General features: G+C 57.4%; 1 protein-coding gene. It reads right to left on the bottom strand.

Annotated elements, in window-relative coordinates; all coding sequences use genetic code 11:
• Positions 1-495: aminotransferase class III-fold pyridoxal phosphate-dependent enzyme (locus RCCGE510_RS32215; RefSeq protein WP_007637547.1), on the bottom strand; the 495-nt coding region annotated here is incomplete at its 3' end.
• Between the last annotated feature and the right edge of the window lie 353 nt (positions 496-848).

The raw sequence follows: 848 nt of genomic DNA, 5'->3' as shown, positions 1-848 counted from the left end.
GGTCATCGACCCGGACACCACGCTGCAGCCGTGATATCCGCGCTCACGCGAGATGATCTTCTTCTTGGTCGGCTTGCCGCGCAGATTATTGTAGTACCAGACGAGCTTGGCCTGGGTCTCGTTGGCGTCCGAACCGGACATGCCATAAAACACCTTACTCATCTTGCCGGGCGCCATCTTCACGAGGCGGTCGGAGAGGATCGCAAGCTCGTCGGTCGTGTGAGCTGCGTACGAATGGTAATAGGCCAAGCGATAGGCCTGGCGCGAGATCGCCTCGGCAACCTCGGTGCGGCCGTAGCCGACGTTGACGCAGTAGAGGCCGGCAAACCCGTCGATCAACTGATTGCCATGGGCATCCTGGATGCGGATCCCCTTGCCCGTCTCGACGATCGTCGGCTCGCCAAGTTTGCCGCTGGCAAAGTCCCTCAACTGCGTGAACGGGTGCAGGACCGAGTTGCGGTCCTTCTCGGCGATATCTTTGATGTTGATGGTCATTTTAACCCCTTCGGCCGCCGCTTTTCGGCTGCGAGTTTTTCTTCCTGTGAACTGGCTCTGATCAAGTGCGAGCAGCAAAACCTCGACTTGAGGACAGCTTCCGCTTGCCCGATACGCTCCAGACGATATTGCCTGCAAGTGCTAGCTTGATCGCATCATTTCGCTTCGCGCTGATGCAGGGTTCCTGCAAAATCTTCCCCTTAATGCAGGGATTGATCACTCGACGAGCTTTTGCTGGTTCATCCGCACCAGCAGCAGCGACGGTCGCGCGGCATCGGTGAAAAAGACACGATGGTATCGGACTGTCTGAACCCCGCCTGTACTAGAAGAAATCGGATTTCGATCTCCGCCCA

The organism is Rhizobium sp. CCGE 510, from assembly GCF_000292525.1.
Classification (GTDB): domain Bacteria; phylum Pseudomonadota; class Alphaproteobacteria; order Rhizobiales; family Rhizobiaceae; genus Rhizobium.
The sequence above is the reverse complement of the archived record's forward strand: the minus strand, read 5'-3'. Positions and strand labels throughout refer to the sequence as shown.